15 protein-coding genes are annotated in these 16,533 nt (G+C 66.4%); 10 read left to right on the top strand and 5 right to left on the bottom strand.

Annotation, left to right across the window (positions count from 1 at the left end; genetic code table 11):
• Positions 1-81 precede the first annotated feature (81 nt).
• From pyk to B1991_RS04950, 3 genes are all read left to right on the top strand, one after another.
• A complete protein-coding gene (gene pyk, locus B1991_RS04960) occupies positions 82-1,548 on the top strand; it encodes a pyruvate kinase (RefSeq protein WP_425466649.1) in 1,467 nt (488 codons plus the stop codon).
• 94 nt (positions 1,549-1,642) lie between these two features.
• Complete coding sequence (locus B1991_RS04955; RefSeq protein WP_136257600.1) at positions 1,643-2,083, top strand: energy transducer TonB; 441 nt, start codon at positions 1,643-1,645, stop codon at positions 2,081-2,083.
• Between the two features lie 150 nt (positions 2,084-2,233).
• Positions 2,234-3,238 carry a class I fructose-bisphosphate aldolase gene (locus tag B1991_RS04950; protein WP_136257599.1) on the top strand — a complete coding sequence of 335 codons (1,005 nt, stop codon included), beginning with the start codon at positions 2,234-2,236 and terminating at the stop codon, positions 3,236-3,238.
• A gap of 83 nt (positions 3,239-3,321) precedes the next feature.
• On the opposite strand, the gene B1991_RS04945 is transcribed toward B1991_RS04950, so the two are convergent.
• Complete coding sequence (locus tag B1991_RS04945) at positions 3,322-3,900, bottom strand: outer membrane protein (protein ID WP_136257598.1); 579 nt, start codon at positions 3,898-3,900, stop codon at positions 3,322-3,324.
• A 183-nt stretch (positions 3,901-4,083) separates the two neighbouring features.
• On the bottom strand, positions 4,084-4,683 hold the full coding sequence (locus tag B1991_RS04940; RefSeq protein WP_136257597.1) for an outer membrane protein: 600 nt from the start codon (positions 4,681-4,683) through the stop codon (positions 4,084-4,086).
• A gap of 256 nt (positions 4,684-4,939) precedes the next feature.
• On the opposite strand from B1991_RS04940, the gene tkt reads away from it, so the two are divergent.
• Positions 4,940-6,949, top strand: a complete 2,010-nt coding sequence (gene tkt / locus B1991_RS04935; RefSeq protein ID WP_136257596.1) for a transketolase — start codon at positions 4,940-4,942, stop codon at positions 6,947-6,949.
• Positions 6,950-7,030: 81 nt separating this feature from the next.
• Positions 7,031-9,097, top strand: a complete 2,067-nt coding sequence (locus B1991_RS04930) for an acyltransferase family protein (RefSeq protein ID WP_136257595.1) — start codon at positions 7,031-7,033, stop codon at positions 9,095-9,097.
• Positions 9,098-9,145: 48 nt separating this feature from the next.
• Here B1991_RS04930 and B1991_RS04925 read toward each other — a convergent pair whose 3' ends face one another.
• Both B1991_RS04925 and B1991_RS04920 read right to left on the bottom strand, forming a co-directional pair.
• A complete protein-coding gene (locus B1991_RS04925) occupies positions 9,146-9,796 on the bottom strand; it encodes an HAD hydrolase-like protein (RefSeq protein WP_136257594.1) in 651 nt (216 codons plus the stop codon).
• Positions 9,796-10,980 carry a phosphoglycerate kinase gene (locus B1991_RS04920; protein WP_136257593.1) on the bottom strand — a complete coding sequence of 395 codons (1,185 nt, stop codon included), beginning with the start codon at positions 10,978-10,980 and terminating at the stop codon, positions 9,796-9,798. Before B1991_RS04920 ends, B1991_RS04925 begins: the two co-directional genes overlap by 1 nt.
• A gap of 179 nt (positions 10,981-11,159) precedes the next feature.
• Between B1991_RS04920 and maiA the strand changes: the two genes are divergently transcribed.
• Entirely contained in the window at positions 11,160-11,822 is a 663-nt protein-coding gene (gene maiA / locus B1991_RS04915; protein WP_136257592.1) for a maleylacetoacetate isomerase, read from the top strand.
• Positions 11,823-11,961: 139 nt separating this feature from the next.
• Here maiA and B1991_RS04910 read toward each other — a convergent pair whose 3' ends face one another.
• Positions 11,962-13,074: a PilT/PilU family type 4a pilus ATPase gene (locus tag B1991_RS04910; RefSeq protein WP_168709578.1), complete on the bottom strand. Its 1,113-nt coding sequence runs from the start codon at positions 13,072-13,074 to the stop codon at positions 11,962-11,964.
• 72 nt (positions 13,075-13,146) lie between these two features.
• Here B1991_RS04910 and B1991_RS04905 point away from each other — a divergent pair, with 72 nt between their 5' ends.
• From B1991_RS04905 to B1991_RS04890, 4 genes are all read left to right on the top strand, one after another.
• Positions 13,147-13,728: a DUF4398 domain-containing protein gene (locus B1991_RS04905; RefSeq protein WP_246031060.1), complete on the top strand. Its 582-nt coding sequence runs from the start codon at positions 13,147-13,149 to the stop codon at positions 13,726-13,728.
• Entirely contained in the window at positions 13,725-14,384 is a 660-nt protein-coding gene (locus B1991_RS04900; protein WP_136257590.1) for a hypothetical protein, read from the top strand. The genes B1991_RS04905 and B1991_RS04900 overlap by 4 nt, the downstream gene beginning before the upstream one ends.
• A 344-nt stretch (positions 14,385-14,728) precedes the next feature.
• Positions 14,729-14,956: an HP1242/YdcH family protein gene (locus tag B1991_RS04895; protein WP_136257589.1), complete on the top strand. Its 228-nt coding sequence runs from the start codon at positions 14,729-14,731 to the stop codon at positions 14,954-14,956.
• A gap of 151 nt (positions 14,957-15,107) precedes the next feature.
• Positions 15,108-16,478: a pyridoxal-phosphate dependent enzyme gene (locus tag B1991_RS04890; protein ID WP_136257588.1), complete on the top strand. Its 1,371-nt coding sequence runs from the start codon at positions 15,108-15,110 to the stop codon at positions 16,476-16,478.
• Positions 16,479-16,533: the final 55 nt, after the last annotated feature.

Genomic DNA, 16,533 nt, shown 5'->3' with positions numbered 1-16,533 from the left:
GGGTCATCAAGGCTGTCAAGCGCGTGGCTCGATGGCGCCGCGAATGGATCGGCGCAATTCTGCTAGGCTCATTCGATGACCATGGAAAAAGTTCGCCGTACCAAGATCGTCGCCACGCTGGGCCCTGCCACCGACGCGCCCGGCATGCTTGGCCGGTTGATTGCCGCAGGCGTGGATGTGGTGCGCCTCAATCTGTCGCACGGCGAGCCGGACGATCATCGTGCACGCGCCATCGCGGTGCGCGAAGCCGCCCAGGCGGCCGGTCGCGAAGTCGGCGTGCTGGCCGACCTGCAGGGGCCGAAGATCCGCATCGAGACTTTCGCCGACGGCCCGGTGCAACTGGCAGAGGGCGACAGCTTCGTGCTCGACTGCCGCGCCGGCGTGCCGCCGGGCGATGCCACCCGCGTGGGCGTGAGCTACTACGGTTTGCCGTCCGACGTGCGCGCCGGCGATGTGCTGCTGCTGGACGACGGACTGGTGGCGCTCACCGTGCACGAGGTGGTCGGCAGCGAAGTGCGCTGCGAGGTGCTGGTCGGCGGCAAGCTGTCCAATCGCAAGGGACTCAACCGGCAGGGCGGCGGACTCTCGGTGGACGCGCTGTCGGACAAGGACAAGGCCGACATCCGGCTGGCGGCGGAGATCGGCGCGGATTTCCTCGCCGTGTCCTTCGTGCGTTCGGCCGACGACATGCACCTGGCCCGCCACCTGCTCAAGCTGGCAGGTGGCCGCGCGGCGCTGGTGGCGAAGATCGAGCGGGCCGACGCCATCCCCGTGCTGGGCGAGATCATCGACGCCTCCGACGTGGTGATGGTGGCGCGCGGCGATCTTGGCGTGGAGATCGGCGACGCCGAGCTGCCCGGCCTGCAGAAGAAGATCATCCGCGAGGCGGTGCAGCGCAACCGCGCCGTGATCACCGCCACCCAGATGCTGCAGTCGATGGTGCGCGCGCCGATCCCCACCCGCGCCGAAGTGCTCGACGTGGCCAACGCGGTGATTGACGGCACCGATGCGGTGATGCTGTCGGAGGAGACCGCCGCCGGCGCGCATCCGGACAAGGCAGTGGCGGCGATGCAGCGCATCTGCCTGGGCGCCGAGCGCCAGTTCGAGCCGAAGGAGGACCTGGCCAACGTCATCCACCAGCTGAGCCGCACCGACCAGGCGATCGCGCTGGCCGCCATGGTGCTGGCCGGGCAGCTCGGCGTGCGCGCGATCGTGGCGCTGACCGAATCCGGCGCCACCGCCCAGTGGCTGTCGCGCTACCGCAGCGCGGTGCCGATCTACGGCATGTCGCCGTCCGCCTCCGCACGTCGACGCATGCAGTTGCTGCGCGACGTGCAGCCGGTGGAGTTCAGCCACGGCGAGAAGCAGAGCATGGCCGCCTCCACCCGTGCCGCGGTGCGGTTGCTGTTCGAACAGGGCAAGTTGCTCCAGGGTGACAGCGTGGTGATCACCTACGGCGACCGAGTCGGCCACGTGGGCGGCACCAACACGCTGAAACTGCTCGCGGTAGGCCCCGACGGCACGGTGGAAAGCCGGCGCGAGCTGTGACGCTGAAAGCCGGCTGTCCGCCGTCGGCTGGCCGGCTGTGGCGCACCGCGCGGGCAGCTACACTGGGGCCCTCGACGCCTTGCGGGAGCCCGCCATGAAAACCCTGTTTCCCTCCGTATGCCGCGGCGTGCTGTTCGCGCTGGCGCTGGGCGCGGCCACGCCGGTGCTGGCGCAGGCGATCAAGGTCGACCAGCAGAACCTGTATCGCTACTGGATCCTGCTCAACACAAAGGTGCAGATGGATGCTCCCAACAGTGGCCTGAACCTGGACAAGCCAGGCTGCGTGGCGGTGACCTACACCGTGGGTTCCGACGGCGTGCCGCTGGACGTGCAGGTGGCCAGGGTGGAGCCCAAGAGCGACCTCGGCCCGATGGCGCGCAGCGCGGTGGCCAACTTCCGCTACGGCCCGTCGCTGAGCAACAACGTCCATCAGCCGGTGTCCACGTATTACATCGTGGTCTTCAACGGGCCGAAGGATCCTGCCGCGCGCGACCAGCTGATGGCCCCCTGCAAGCTGCCCGGCTACCCTGGCTGATCCACCGGGCCGGCTGCAGGGTGCGGTGTTGTTTCGGCCCGTCACCGGCCCGATCTGGCCTATAATCGCCGTTTTTCACCATGCCGCTTCGCGTGCGAGGCGGCGCCCACCATGTGTGGCCGGGCATCGCCCCCGCCAGCGGAGTCATCAATGAGCATTGAAGATCTCGAAAGCGTCGCCCTGGCGATGGTCGCGCCCGGCAAGGGCATCATCGCGATCGACGAGTCGACCAACACCATCCGCAAGCGCTTCGAGGCCGTCGGCATCGAGAACACCGAGGAGAATCGGCGCGCCTACCGCGAGTTGCTGCTGACCACGCCGGGCCTGTCCGAGCACATCTCCGGCGCGATCCTGTTCGACGAGACGATCCGCCAGTCCACCAAGGATGGCGTGCCGTTCACCCAGGTGATGAAGAAGGCCGGCATCATCCCCGGCATCAAGGTCGACAAGGGCCCGGTGCCGCTGGCCGGCTTCCCCGGCGATGTGGTCACCGAGGGTCTGGACGGCCTGCGTCCGCGGCTCGAGGAGTACGCCAGGCTGGGTGCCCAGTTCGCCAAGTGGCGCGCGGTGATCAACATCTCCGAGGAAAACCCCAGCTCCACCGCGATCGAGGCGAACTGCCACGTGCTGGCCCGCTACGCCGCACTGTGCCAGGAGGCCGGCCTGGTGCCGATGGTCGAGCCCGAGGTGATCATGGACGGCGATCACACCATCGAAGTCAGCTACGAGGTGCACGAGGCCGTGCTGCGCAGCCTGTTCAACGCGCTGTACGAGCAGAACGTGATGTTGGAAGGCACCATCCTGAAGATCAGCATGGTCATCCCCGGCAAGGATTGCGAGGAGCAGGCCGAGATCGGGGAAGTGGCCGAGGCCACCGTGCGCGTGCTCAAGTCCACCGTGCCGGCGGCGCTGCCGGGCATCGTTTTCCTCTCCGGCGGCCAGACCGACCAGCAGTCCACCGCACACCTCAACGCGATGAACCAGATCGGTCCGCACCCGTGGCCGCTGTCGTTCTCCTACGGCCGCGCGATGCAGCAGGCCGCGCTGCAGTTGTGGTCGAAGGATCTGAAGGGCAACGTCGCTGACGCGCAGAAGATCGTTCACGCCCGCGCCAAGGACAACGGCCTGGCGGCGCTGGGACAGTGGAACGGCTGATTGCCCGGAATTCGAAATTCGGAAAAGCGTAAAGAAAAAATGGGCGCCGCGAGGCGCCCATTTTTTTTCCGAGTGGCGGGGCTTCAGAAGCGGTACTCGGCGCTTACCGTATAGATGCGGTTGCCGATATCCAGGCCCTGCTTGGAGATGCTGTAGTAATCGAAATTGGCACCGATGCTCCAGCTCTTGTTGATGTCGTAGCCGGTGCCGACGCCGGCATACCAGCCCAGCGATTGCCTGCTGGCCTTCTCCTTGAAGGAGTTGGCCGGGTCGCTGGACTGCGCCGTGCCGTGCAACTTCCACATGAAGGCGCCACCGCGTGCGGAGATGTACCACGCGTCGGTCGGGTTGAAGTGACCGTTGATGCCTGCCGTCCAGCCGTCACCCGAGAGCTTGGCGTAGGTGGTGCCATCGCGGCTGCTGATGCTGCCGAGGTCCGTGTAGCCCGCCTCGAAGCCGATGAACTGGGTGCGGTAGCCGGCGTTGAGAATGACGGCCGTGCCGTGTTCGCTGCCGAGGTCATAGCTGTCGAACGTGGCGTGGTAGCTCGCACGGCCGGCGCCGAGGTTGACGAAGCCGCCGGTGAGGTCCTTTGCCTGCACGTTGGGCGTGGCCAACGTCGCGCCGGCCAGCACAGCCAGCGCCAAGAGTGTGTTCTTCATTCGAAAATCCCCTGTTGTTAGTGTTTCCCGAACTTTCCTGTCGCAGTCCTGCGCGTCGGAACGCAGGTTGCCAACCGCATATTTTATATGTGACGCAGTTCGCACAAAAGAAAAGGGCGCCCTGAGGCGCCCTCTTCTTGTAGGCGAACATCCCGACATGATGTCGGAATGGGTCCCGCTGGATCAGAAGCGGTACTCGGCGCTGGCCGAGACCATGTCCGTGCTCAGGTCGACGTTGTTCTTGCTGGCGTCGAAGTAGTCGTAGTTCACGCCCACGCTGAGCTGCGGGGTGATGTTGTAGCCGATGCCCGCGCCGGCGTACCAGCTGTTGTCGTCCAGGCCCTTGCGGATCGGGTTCACGTCGTTGTTGAGGCCATGTCCGGTCCAGCTGTACAGGCCCGCGCGACCGCTGAGGTACCAGTTCGGGGTCATGTCCAGCCGGGCATTGGCGCCCACCGTCCAGCCGTGCAGCTGCGACTTGTTGTCGGCAACGACCGGGTCGCTGTTGAAGATGTTCTTGGCGTGGATGTTGCCCAGGTCGTTGTAGCCCACCTCGGCACCCAGCGCGAAGTTCGGCGCCAGCGACCAGCGGTAGCCGCCGTTCAAGGCATAACCGGTGTCGTGGCCGTCGTACGGGCCGTGATCGATCGCGGTACGACCGACGTTGCCGTTGATGAACCAGCCGGCGTTGTCGGCGGGCGCGTTCTGCGCGAATGCTGCGGGGACAGCCACCAGGCCGGCGGAGACGAGGGCGAGGGCGAGCAGTGTTTTCTTGGTTTTCATGGATGGCTCCAATGGTCGGGACAGTTGGCCCAATGTGGGGATGGGCTCTTGTCGAATGCGCCCCGCCCAAGGTGGGCGGCGACACGGGGACTTAGATGGGTGGGGCCGGGAAAGATTCAATACTCATTGGTTCAGTATTAAGCGGAGATTAAGCCGCCTCGCTTCCGGGGGTATCCCCGCCCCGGCGGCGCGGGCGCGACAGGACGACGCCGGATCAGCGACAATGAGCGCTTTTGCACCTTCCGGAGACTGCCCGATGACCACCCGCCGCGAACTCGCCAATGCCGTGCGAGCCCTTGCCATGGACGCCGTCGAGGCGGCGAAATCAGGTCATCCCGGCATGCCGATGGGCATGGCCGACATCGCCGAGGTGCTGTGGAACGACTTCCTCAAGTTCAACCCGGCCAATCCCAAGTGGTTCAATCGCGACCGCTTCGTGCTCTCCAACGGCCACGGCTCGATGCTGCAGTACGCCTTGCTGCACCTGACCGGCTTCGACCTGCCGATGGATCAGCTGAAGCGCTTCCGCCAGCTGCATTCGAAGACCGCGGGTCACCCCGAAGCCAGCGAAACGCCGGGAGTGGAAACCACCACCGGCCCGCTCGGCCAGGGTCTGGCCAACGCGGTCGGCTTTGCGCTGGCGGAGAAGGTGCTGGCGGCGCACTTCAACCGCCCGGGCCACGGCGTGGTCGATCACCATACTTACGTGTTCCTCGGCGATGGCTGCCTGATGGAAGGCATCTCGCACGAAGTCGCTTCGCTTGCCGGCACGTGGAAGCTCGGCAAGCTGGTGGTGATCTACGACGACAACGGCATCTCGATCGACGGCGAGGTGCATGGCTGGTTCACCGACGACACCCCGGCGCGTTTCGAGGCTTACGGTTGGAACGTGATTCGTGGCGTGGACGGGCATGATGCCGAGGCCATCAAGAAAGCGATCGCCGCCGCCACCGCGCAGGGCGACAAGCCCACCCTGATCTGCGCCAGGACCATCATCGGCTTCGGCGCGCCGAACAAGCAGGGCAAGGAGGAAAGCCACGGCGCCGCGCTGGGCAAGGACGAGATTGCCGCCGCCCGCGCGCAACTCGGCTGGAACCATGCGCCGTTCGAGATCCCGGCCGAGATCTACGCCGGCTGGGATCACCGGAAGGCGGGCAGCGAAGCGGAGCAGGCCTGGAACGAGGCGTTCGCGACGTATGCCGCGGCGCATCCGGAACTGGCTGCCGAATTCAAGCGCCGCCTTGCCGGCGAGTTGCCGGCCGACTGGGTGGAGAAGTCGCAGGCGTATATCGCGAAGCTGCAGGCCGAAGGCCCGGAAGTGGCCTCGCGCAAGGCCTCGCAGATGACGCTGGATGCGTTCGGCCCGCTGCTGCCGGAGCTGATCGGCGGCTCGGCCGACCTGGCCGGCTCCAACCTGACCAAGTGGAAGGGCAGCAAGGACGCCGGCAACGGCAACAGCAGCGAAGGCCAGGGCAACTACGTCTACTACGGCGTGCGCGAGTTCGGCATGACCGCGATCGCCAATGGCCTGGCCCTGCACGGCGGCTTCATTCCGTACGACGCCACCTTCCTGGTGTTCTCCGACTACGCGCGCAATGCGGTGCGCATGAGCGCGCTGATCCCCGCCCACGCCATCCACGTCTACACGCACGACTCCATCGGCCTGGGCGAGGATGGCCCGACCCACCAGCCGGTCGAGCACATGGCCAGCCTGCGCTACATCCCGAACAACCAGTTGTGGCGCCCGTGCGATGCGGTGGAGTCGGCGGCGTCGTGGAAAGCGGCGATCGAGCGCAAGGGTGCGCCGTCATGCCTGATCTTCTCGCGGCAGAACCTCAAGCATCAGCAGCGCAGCGGGCAGCAGGTTGCCGACATCCAGCGTGGCGGCTACGTGCTGTCCGATCCGCTGGACACGAAATTCCAGGCGATCCTGATTGCCACCGGTTCGGAAGTGGAGCTGGCCATGGAAGCCTCGCGTGCGCTGGCCCAGCAGGGCATGGCCGTGCGTGTGGTGTCGATGCCGTGCGCCGAAGTGTTCGATGCGCAGCCGCTGGAATACCGCGAAGGCGTGCTGCCCGGCTGGTGCCGCGCCCGCGTGGCGGTGGAAGCGGCGACCGCCGACTTCTGGCGCAAGTACGTGGGCCTGGACGGCGAGGTCATCGGCATGACCACGTTCGGTGCTTCCGCGCCGGCGCCGCAGCTGTTCGAGCACTTCGGCTTCACCGTCGCTCACGTGATCGATGCGGTGAAGCGCGTCGCAGCCTGACGCAACGGGGTACCGGAGCCGCTTGCCCATCGGCACTCGTCAACGCGTCGGCTTTCCGGCCCCAGCCATGGTTCTTGCAGCATGACAGTCGGTTCCGGACGAACAGCCTATTTTCCACACATCGATGGCATGCGCGCGATCGCGGTGCTGGCGGTCGTGGCCTATCACATGCAGGCTGCATGGCTGCCGGGGGGCTTCTCGGGCGTCGACATCTTCTTCGTCATCTCGGGTTTCGTGGTCAGTGCGTCCGTCGGGGGACGCGAACGCTCCAGCTTGCCTGCGTTCGCCGGCTTCTTCCTGGCGCGGCGCATGCGGCGCATCGTGCCAGCGCTGCTGGTCTGCCTGTTTCTCACCTCATTGTTCAGTACCTTGCTGATTCCGTCCGCCTGGCTCAGCCAGGCGAACGAACAGACCGGGCACCACGCATTTTTCGGTCTGGGCAATCTGGTTCTCGCCAGGACGAGCAATGACTATTTCTCGCCCATCACGGCGTTCAATCCGTATACGCATACCTGGTCGCTCGGCATCGAGGAGCAGTTCTACCTGCTGTTTCCCGCGTTGTTCCTCGGCTGGAGTCACGGCCGGTCGGGGCGCCGGCTGAGCACGGCGCTCCTTGCGGTCGCGCTGCTCGGATCGGCGATGTATTCCGCGATGCTGGGAAGGAGCGATGCCACGCGTGCGTTCTACATGCTCGGCAGCCGCTTCTGGGAGCTTGCCGCAGGGGTGCTGCTTTACCAGGCCATGGCTTTTGCCGGTCGTCGATTCGATGGTGAAGAGCCGGATGCGCCACGCTGGTTCGCGTGGGGTGCCGGCCTTTCCCTGCTCGCCATCGCGGTCAATTTCGTCATCGCCAAGCCGGACCGGTTTCCGTTTCCAGGCGCCATCCTGTCCGTTCTCGGCACGCTGGGGATGCTGTTCTTCCTGCATGGAAGCAGGCGTACGCAGCCGCTGGTGCGCGTGCTTGCCTCGGTCCCGGCGAGGTATGTCGGAAGGATTTCCTACTCGCTCTACCTGTGGCACTGGCCTGTTTTAGTTTTGTTCCGCTGGACCGTGGGCCTCGATGGCAGCGCCGCGCGGCTTGTCGCACTGGCTCTGACCGGCGTCCTTGCGGTGGCCTCGTATCACGCGGTGGAAGTCCCGTTCCGGCGCGCGGATTCCGTTCGCCGTTTGCCGCACTGGAGTGTCGTGCTCACCGGTTTCGCCTGCATCGTCGCGGTCGCCTCGATTTCGAGGGGCGTCGAGAAAATGGCGAGGCATCTGTCGTTCAGTTCGGTGACGCGTCACGCCGACGACTGGTATCCGAAGTCATTGAAGCATGACGCAGCCTTTCCCGGTTGCACGGTCAGTTCGAAATCGTCCCCCGTGGGGACCGGATTTTCACTGACGATCGTGCGGCAGGGCTGCGCGACGCCGGTTACCGCGCCACATGTTTTCGTCGTCGGCGACTCCCACGCCATGGCGTTCCTGAAGATGTTCACGCTTCAGGCGCTGTCGTCGGGCAGCGAGATCACTCTGTACAACAACAGTGGCTGTCCCTTCGTCAGCTTGCAGCCGTGGCGCGAGGACAGTGCGGTTTGCCAGGCCAGCGCCAGCACGGTGATGGACAGCCTGCTGGCGCGCATCAAGCCGGGAGACGTCGTGTTTCTTCCATCGCTGCGGCTGCCGCGATTCGTCGACGAATGGGTACGCTATCCCGATGCCGCCATGAAGGACCAGATCTTCGGTGTCAGAGCCGTGCGGGGAAGGGCTGCTGCCGTTGCGAAAGCCAGGACCACGCTGCAGTCGCTGCAGGCGAAAGGAGCGCGCGTGCTGATCGAGGCCCCGCTGATGGTCCTCAAGCAGCCGCCGTTCCGTTGCGCGGAAAGCTACAACCGCAGCAACGCGATCTGCGAGGGATCGCCGCAGCAGCCCCGGAAGGAGGTCGAGCGACTGCGTGCTCCCGCGTTGCAGGCGTTGCAGTCGCTCGCCGCGGAAGTCCCGCACGTGTCGATATGGGACCCGCTGCCGATACTTTGCCCGCCCGATCATGGTCAGTGCGGTGCCTATGCGGACGGCCATCCGCTGTTCTTCGATGGCGATCACCTCAGTGGCTACGCCAACCGTTTGCTGTGGCCTTCGTTCGCGCAGGCGGTGGCCGGAAAACCCTGATGCCGGGCGTGCGGGGTCCGTCGCCGTGCAGAAGGCCGACGCGGCCGGTCAGTTCCGGCTGAATCCTTCGATGGACGCGAGCAGGGCTTCCGGACTGTCCACCAGTGCCGTGGCACCGGCAGCCAGTAGTTCGTGGCGCATGCCGAAGCCCCACAACACGCCGATGCTGCGGATGCCGTTGCCCACCGCCCCGTCGATGTCGAAGTGGCGGTCGCCGATCATCACCGCGTCTGCCGGGTCGCTGTCGAAGTCAGCCAGCGCCTCGGCGATCATCGTGGCCTTCTCGCTGTGCGGGCTGTCCGGATGCGGCCCGTACAGGCGCAGGAATGCCTCGCCGAACGGCAGGTGGGCGATGATCGGTGCGGCGTGGCGGTGCGGCTTGCTGGTGACCACCGCGAGTCGGTGGCCGGCGGCAAGCAACTGCTCCACCAGCGCCTCGATGCCCGGGTAGATCTCGTGTTCGCGCCAGCCGAGCGTGTTGAAGCGCTCGTGGTAATACTCCACCGCCGCCTCGATCCGTCCGGCATCGTGATCCAGCAGGGGCGCAAAACTGTGCCGCAGCGGCGGGCCGATCCAGCGCCGCAGCTCCTCGTGCGGAGGCGCCGTCACGTCCAGCCGCGCCAGCGCGTGTTTCACGCAGGCGGTGATGCCGTGCTCGGAATCGATCAGGGTGCCGTCGAGGTCGAACAGGCAAAGCATTATTTCGCGGCTCGCGCCTTCAACGCAGTGACTGCCGGCAGTTCCTTGCCTTCGAGGAATTCCAGGAAGGCACCGCCACCGGTGGAGATGTAGGAAACGTCGTCGGCGATGCCGTACTTGTCGACTGCGGCCAGGGTGTCACCGCCGCCGGCGATCGAGAAGGCATTCGACGCGGCGATCGCGCGCGCCAGCGTTTCGGTGCCCTTGCCGAAGGCGTCGAACTCGAACACGCCGACCGGGCCGTTCCATACCACGGTGCCGGCCTTGGCGATCAGTCCGGCATACAGTTGGGCGGTCTGCGGGCCGATGTCGAGAATCATCTCGTCCGGGCCCACCTGATCGACCGCCTTCACCGTGGCCGGTGCCTGCGCGGAGAAGGTCGGTGCCACCACCACGTCGACCGGCATCGGCACTTCGGCGCCGCGTCGTTTGGCGTCGGCCAGCACCTTCTTCGCCGCGTCGAGCAGGTCCATTTCCACCAGCGAGTTGCCGACCGAGTGGCCCATCGCCGCGATGAAGGTGTTGGCGATGCCGCCACCGACGATCAGCTGGTCCACCTTGCCGATCAGGTTGTCCAGCAGGGTCAGCTTGGTCGATACCTTGGAGCCGGCCACGATCGCCAGCAGCGGGTGGGCCGGATGCTCCAGGGCCTTGCCCAGCGCGTCGAGCTCGGCGCACAGCAGCGGGCCGGCGGCGGCGACCGGGGCGAACCTGATCACGCCGTGGGTGGAGGCCTGCGCGCGGTGCGCGGTGCCGAACGCGTCCATCACGAAGATGTCGCACAGCGCGGCGTACTTCCTCGCCAGCGCCTCGTCGTCCTTGCCCTCGCCGATGTTCATGCGGCAGTTTTCCAGCAGCACCACGTCGCCGGCCGCGACCTCGACGCCGTTGACCAGGTAGTCGGCCACCAGCTGCACCGGCTGGTCCAGCTGGCTGCTCAGCCACAGTGCCACCGGCGCCAGCGAGGATTCGGCGTCGAACTGGCCTTCCTTCGGCCGGCCCAGGTGCGACATCACCATCACCTTGGCGCCAGCATCGCGGGCGGCCCGGATCGTGGGCAGCGCGGCGTCGAGGCGCTGGGTGGAGGTGATCCGGCCCTGTTCGTCGATCGGCACGTTCAGGTCTTCGCGGATCAGCACGCGCTGGTCGCGCAGCTCGAGGTCGCTCATGCGGATGACGGACACGGCACAACTCCAGTGAGGTGGGGGCTAGCCAGAACAGGCTGCAACCGCTTATTGTCCGGTGGCCGGGGTACCGATGCAAACCGCCGTGGGCGCACCGCGCCGGGCCGCGATACCCGGGCAATCCGCATCGACGGCACTTGTGGCTAAACTGCGGGCAATCTGCGCAGGGGGAACTGCTCATGACGACCGGTTTGGTGCTCTACAGCTACTGGCGTTCCAGTGCCGCCTACCGTGTGCGCATCGCGCTGAACCTGAAAGGGTTGAGCTACGAGACGCAACCGGTGCACCTGCTGCGCGACGGGGGCCAGCAGCACACGGCACAGTATCGCGCCCTGAACCCGCTGGAGTCCGTGCCTGTCCTGCGCGACGGCGACCGTGTGATCACCCAGTCGCTGGCGATCATGGAATACCTGGACGAGATGCACCCGGAGCTCGAGACCGCGCTGCTGCCGGTCGACGCCCGCGGCCGCGCCCAGGTGAGGGCGTTGGCCATGGCCATATGCTGCGACATCCATCCGCTGGGCAACCTGCGGGTGCTGCAGCAGCTCGAGGCGCAGCTCGGTGCCAGCGAAGAGCAACGCGCGGCGTGGTCGCGGCACTGGATGGATGTGGGGTTCAGGGCGATCGAGGCGGTGCTCGCCGACAGCGCCGCCACCGGCCGCTATTGCCACGGCGAAACCCCGAGCGTGGCCGATGCCTGCCTGGTGCCGCAGGTCTACAACGCCGCGCGCTGGAAGTTGCCGATGGACGATTACCCCATCATTGCGCGCATCTACCAGGCCTGCAACGAACTGGAGGCGTTCCAGCGCGCTGCACCGGAGGCTCAGCCCGACGCACCCTGAGAACGTGCAGGAGCGCACCTTGGGCGATCGCTTTTGTCGGGGGTGGGGATCTGCCGCAACCGTGATCCCTCATCCGACCCTTCGGGCCACCTTCTGCCCGCGGGGAGAAGGGGTTTTGCGGCGGCCATGGCCCGCTTTTCTAGAAGCCCATCCCGTACGGGTCGTTGCCGGCCAGTTCGGCGCTGCTGTTGCCGCCTTCGGCGAGGCGGATCTTCAGCGCCAGGCCGTCGCGCGAATCGGACTTGCTGAGCGCCTCGTCCAGCTCCACCCGGCCCTCCTTGTACAGCTTGTACAGCGACTGGTCGAAGGTCTGCATGCCTTCCTGCAGGCTGCGGTCCATGGCGTCCTTGATCTCGTGGATCTGGCCGCGGCGGATCATGTCGCGGATCAGCGGGGTGTTGAGCAGCACTTCGGCCGCCGGGATGCGCCGACCGTCCTTGCCGATCACCAGGCGCTGGCTGATCACCGCGCGCAGGTTCAGCGCCAGGTTCATCAGCACGTTCTTGTGCGCCGATTCGGGGAAGAAGTTGAGGATGCGCTCCAGCGTCTGGTCCGCGTTGTTGGAATGCAGGGTGGCCAGGCACAGGTGGCCTGTTTCGGAGAAGGCGATGGCCGCCTCCATGGTGTCGGTGTCGCGGATCTCGCCGATCATGATCACGTCCGGCGCCTCGCGCATCGCGTTCTTCAGCGCCTCGTGGTAGCTGTGCGTGTCCAGCCCCACCTCGCGCTGGTTGACGATCGAGCGCTTGTGCCGGTGCAGGTATTCGATCGGGTCCTCGATGGTGAGGATGTGTCCGGGTGACTGCGAATTGCGCTGGTCGATCATCGCCGCCAGCGTGGTCGACTTGCCCGAGCCGGTGGCGCCCACCACCAGGATCAGGCCGCGCGGCTCCATGATCAGGTCGCGGAAGATCGGCGGCAGCTGCAGCTGCTCGATCGAGGGGATCTCGCTCTTGATCGCGCGGATCACCATGCCCACTTCGCCGCGCTGCTTGAACACGTTGATGCGGAAGCGGCCGGCTTCCTTCACCGCCAATGCCATGTTCAGTTCGAGATTGCGCTCGAACTGCGGCACCTGGCCTTCGTCCATCAGCGAGTAGGCGATCTTCTTGACCATGCCGCTGGGAAGGCCGGTGTTGCCCAGCGGGTAGAGCTTGCCCTCGACCTTGATGTTCACCGGGGCGCCGGTGGACAGGAACATGTCCGACGCGCCCTTGTCTACCATGAGCTTGAGGAAGTAGCCGATGTCCACGTTTTACCCCTGGGTTCCCGATGTACATTGCATTGCACGATTATGCCTGCCCACAATACGCTGCAACACACCATGAGGACTGTGATGTACTTCTTTTCCCCACCGGCCGTGTCCGCACGCCGCATGCGCGCGGCGGTCGCGACGCTGGCGCTGACCCTGGCCGTGGCCGGTTGCGCCACGGCGCCGCCCCCGAATGACGCGATGAACCTGGCCCAGTACCAGCTGCAGGCTGCCCGGGACGCCGGTGCCGCGGATTACGCACCGGTCGACCTGGGCTTCGCGCAGGACAAGTTCCAGCAGGCGCAGGCGGCCATGGAGACGCGCAAGTTCGCCGATGCCGCGAACCTGGCCGAGGAATCCGGCGCCGATGCTGAGCTGGCGCGGGTCAAGGCGCGGTTGGGCGCGGCCCGGGCAGAGATACAGGGCAAGCTGCAGGAAAACACCCGCCTGCGCAACGAAGGCGAGCAGCTGGCCGCCCGACAGCAGCAGATGGAACAGGCGGTGCCGGCACCGGCGGCCGACTCGTCCGCCCCCTTGCCGGTGGGCGACATGCCCGCACCTTCGGCCTCGGTGCTGTCCGCGCCGGTCGATGGCGTGCCGACCGACAACCCCGCGCCGGCCGCCAGCAGCGGCATTCCGGGAGGCCAGCCATGAAACGCCTAGCCAAAGTGCTCGCCGGTGCCGGCCTGGCGCTGGCCCTGGTCGGTGCGGCCCACGCACGCCAAGACGACATCGACATCAACCGCCTGCGCGGCAGCCTGGACCAGCTCGCCAACGATCCCGGCCTCGGCCATTACGCGCTGTCCGAACAGGCGCGAGCTCGCGAGGCGATCCGCACGCTGGAGGAGGCTGGGCGCGGCGACCGGCCGCATGCCTTGTACCTGGCCGAGCGCCGGGTCGACCTGGCCAAGAGCGCGGCGCAGTTGCAGGACGCCCAGGTCAAGTTGAACCAGCTCGATCGCGAACACGACCAGATCCTGCTGGCCAACAGCCGCCGCGAAGCCGACATGGCCCGACTGGAGCTGGCCCGCCAGCGCCTGCAGAACCAGTTGGCGCAGGAAGAGGCCGCGCGCCTGCAGCAGCAGGGCGTCGAATACTCGCAGCAGGCCGAGCAGGCGCGGGCCGAAGCCGAGCGGGCGAAGAAGCTGGCCGCGGCGCAGAGCAAGGTGGCGCGGGCGGCTCGTCGCGAGGCGGCGCTGGCCGCGCAGGCAGCCAAGGCGATGCGTGCGCAGATGGACGACGGCAACACCCCGCCGCCGGCCCCCGTCGAGGAGAAAAAGCCCGCCCGCAAGCACCCCGCGACGCACTGAAACGGCGTCGGGCGGCGCTTTGCCGCAGCACCTTCCACGGGCTGCGGCCGGTCGCCGGCCAATGCCTGCAAAACACTGTTTTGACAGGTATTTAATACCCGTGCCGAAGTGTGATCCGGTACCGTCGCTGCGGCTTGCACGGGCCTGATCGGCGGAGTAGGGTCAAAGCCCCGGGAGGCATCCAGGCCACCGGGGTTACTGACCTGAATCATGCGCAAATTCCACGTTCAGATCCCCACCTGCGTTCCGGTTGACCGGCGTGGGTCGTGGGTGTGCGCCGGTTCAGCTGTCGGCGGGCCGTCAGCGTGGCGGCAACCGTCCGTTCACTCGCAGGAGGTCGGATCATGTTCGAAAACCAGCAGCGTGATGATGTCGAGGCATTGATGAAAGCGGACGCGGAGTTCCGCCGGCTTTACCAGCACCATCGGGAGCTCGACAGCAAGGTGCACGACGCCGATATCGGCGTACTTCCCATCGACGACGCCACCCTCGCCGGCATGAAGAAGGAGAAATTGCTGGCCAAGGCGCGGCTTGAACGCATGTGGGCGGACAGGGCGCACCTCATCCACTGACGCTTGCGGTTCGCTGGCGCGGCCCCGGGTCTTCCCTGAACAGTCATCGGGAAGATTGCCGGGGCCGCAGCGTATCCGGCGGCTCGGTTATCATGGCGGTTCTGCGGCCACGGCTTTGCGTCGATGCCGCCACGCCAGCGACGGAGCCCCCATGACGGTTCACCAGAGTGTCCTCGAACTGATCGGACACACCCCGATGGTTCGCGCGCGACGCCTCGATACAGGTGCGTGCGAGTTGTTCCTGAAACTCGAGAGCGCCAACCCCGGCGGCTCGATCAAGGACCGCATCGGCTTGTCGATGATCGAGGGCGCCGAAAAGGACGGCCGCATCCGCCCGGGCGACATCCTGGTCGAGGGCACCGCCGGCAACACCGGCCTGGGCCTGGCCCTGGTCGCGCAGCAGAAGGGCTACCGCCTGATCCTGGTGGTGCCGGACAAGATGAGCCGCGAGAAGATCTTCAACCTGAAGGCGATGGGCGCCGAGGTCGTGCTGACCCGTTCCGACGTGGCCAAGGGCCATCCGGAGTACTACCAGGACATGGCCGAGCGGATCGCCCGCGAGACGCCCGGCGCCTACTTCATCAACCAGTTCGGCAACCCCGACAACCCGGCTGCGCACATCGCCAGCACCGGTCCGGAAATCCTCGAACAGATGGACGGCAAGGTGGATGCCGTGGTGGTCGGTTGCGGCTCGTCCGGCACGCTCAGCGGCCTGTCGAAGTTCTTCGCCGAGCATTCGCCGCAGACCGAGCTGATCCTGGCCGACCCGGTCGGCTCGATCCTGGCGCAGTACATCAACGAGGGCACGCTCTCGACCAAGTCGGCGAGCTGGATGGTCGAAGGCATCGGCGAGGACTTCCTGCCTTCGATCAGCGACTTCACCCGGGTGAAGAAGGCCTACGCGATCTCCGACAAGGAGAGCTTCCTCACCGCACGCGAACTGCTGGCGAAGGAAGGCATCCTGGGCGGCTCGTCCACCGGCACCCTGGTCGCCGCCGCGCTGCGCTACTGCCGCGAGCAGAGCAGCCCGAAGCGCGTGGTGACCCTGGTCTGCGATACCGGCAACAAGTACCTGTCCAAGCTCTACAACGACTACTGGATGCTCGACAACGGCTTCATCGAACGCGAGCAGCACGGCGACCTGCGCGACCTGCTGCTGCGCCCGTTCGCCCAGCGCGACACCGTGGTGGTCGGCCCCAACGAGCTGCTGATCACCGCCTACAACCGCATGAAGCTGTACGACGTGTCGCAGCTGCCGGTGATGGACGGCCGCAAGCTGGTCGGCATCGTCGACGAATCCGACGTGCTGCTGCACGTGCATGCCGACGAGACGCGCTTTCGCGACCCGGTGTCCACCGCGATGATCGCCGACCTGCATCGGCTCGACGTGCGCTCGCCGATCGAGTCGCTGCTGCCGGTGTTCGAGCGCGGCCACGTGGCGATCGTGGTCGACGGCGACGATTTCCTCGGCCTGATCACCCGCATCGACCTGCTGAACTGGCTGCGCCGCAAGGTGAATTGACCTGCTGCATCATGCACTTTCGAAATGCGCCCGGGGCGACCCGGGCCACGACCCA

The sequence above is a fragment of the Rhodanobacter lindaniclasticus genome, assembly GCF_004799035.1.
Lineage (GTDB): Bacteria > Pseudomonadota > Gammaproteobacteria > Xanthomonadales > Rhodanobacteraceae > Rhodanobacter > Rhodanobacter lindaniclasticus.
The sequence above is the reverse complement of the archived record's forward strand: the minus strand, read 5'-3'. Positions and strand labels throughout refer to the sequence as shown.